This window comes from Halomonas sp. KHS3 (assembly GCF_000830495.1).
In the GTDB taxonomy this organism is placed as follows: Bacteria; Pseudomonadota; Gammaproteobacteria; order Pseudomonadales; family Halomonadaceae; genus Vreelandella; species Vreelandella titanicae.
Genome location: NZ_JWHY01000021.1, coordinates 1 through 635, shown reverse-complemented (window position 1 = coordinate 635; position 635 = coordinate 1). Strand labels below are relative to the sequence as shown.

General features: G+C 41.5%; 1 protein-coding gene. It reads left to right on the top strand.

The window, feature by feature from the left end; all coding sequences use genetic code 11:
* On the top strand, positions 1-474 hold a 474-nt coding region (locus tag RO22_RS23735; protein ID WP_041159568.1), incomplete at its 5' end, for a citrate/2-methylcitrate synthase.
* Positions 475-635: the final 161 nt, after the last annotated feature.

The following is a 635-nucleotide window of genomic DNA, read 5'->3' as shown; positions in this document are numbered from 1 at the left end:
CACGGTGGAGCAAATGAAGCAGCGATGGAAATGATTGAAAACTGGACGTCACCTGAMGAAGCTGARCGWGAAATGYTGGGYAAACTRGAACGTAAAGAAAAGATCATGGGCTTTGGWCATGCAATCTAYAAAGACAAYGAYCCACGTAAYGGCATCATYAAAATYTGGTCAGAGCGCTTAGCSAAAGATGTCGGTGACACGGTTCTTTATCCAGTWTCRGTACGTTGTGAAGAAGTSATGTGGCGTGAGAAGAAAYTRTTCTGTAAYGCAGACTTCTTCCATGCATCGGCWTACCACTTCATGGATATTGCGACCAAACTCTTCACACCCATCTTCGTGATGAGCCGTGTGACRGGTTGGGCAGCGCATGTGATGGAACAACGTGCGGACAACCGTATTATTCGCCCAAGTGCKGACTATACGGGGCCTGAGYTRCGTAAAGTGGTGCCAATTGAAGARCGTTCAGCGGCTTAATATAAAGCTCTGATACATTATAAAAAAAGCCTCTTCGGAGGCTTTTTTTATATGCAATTTTTTGTTGATTTTTCTCACGGGTTAATTCAGATAAATATTTAATTTTAATGAAATAATAGATAATTAAAAGAATAGAATTGCTATAATCGCGACCGTTTATT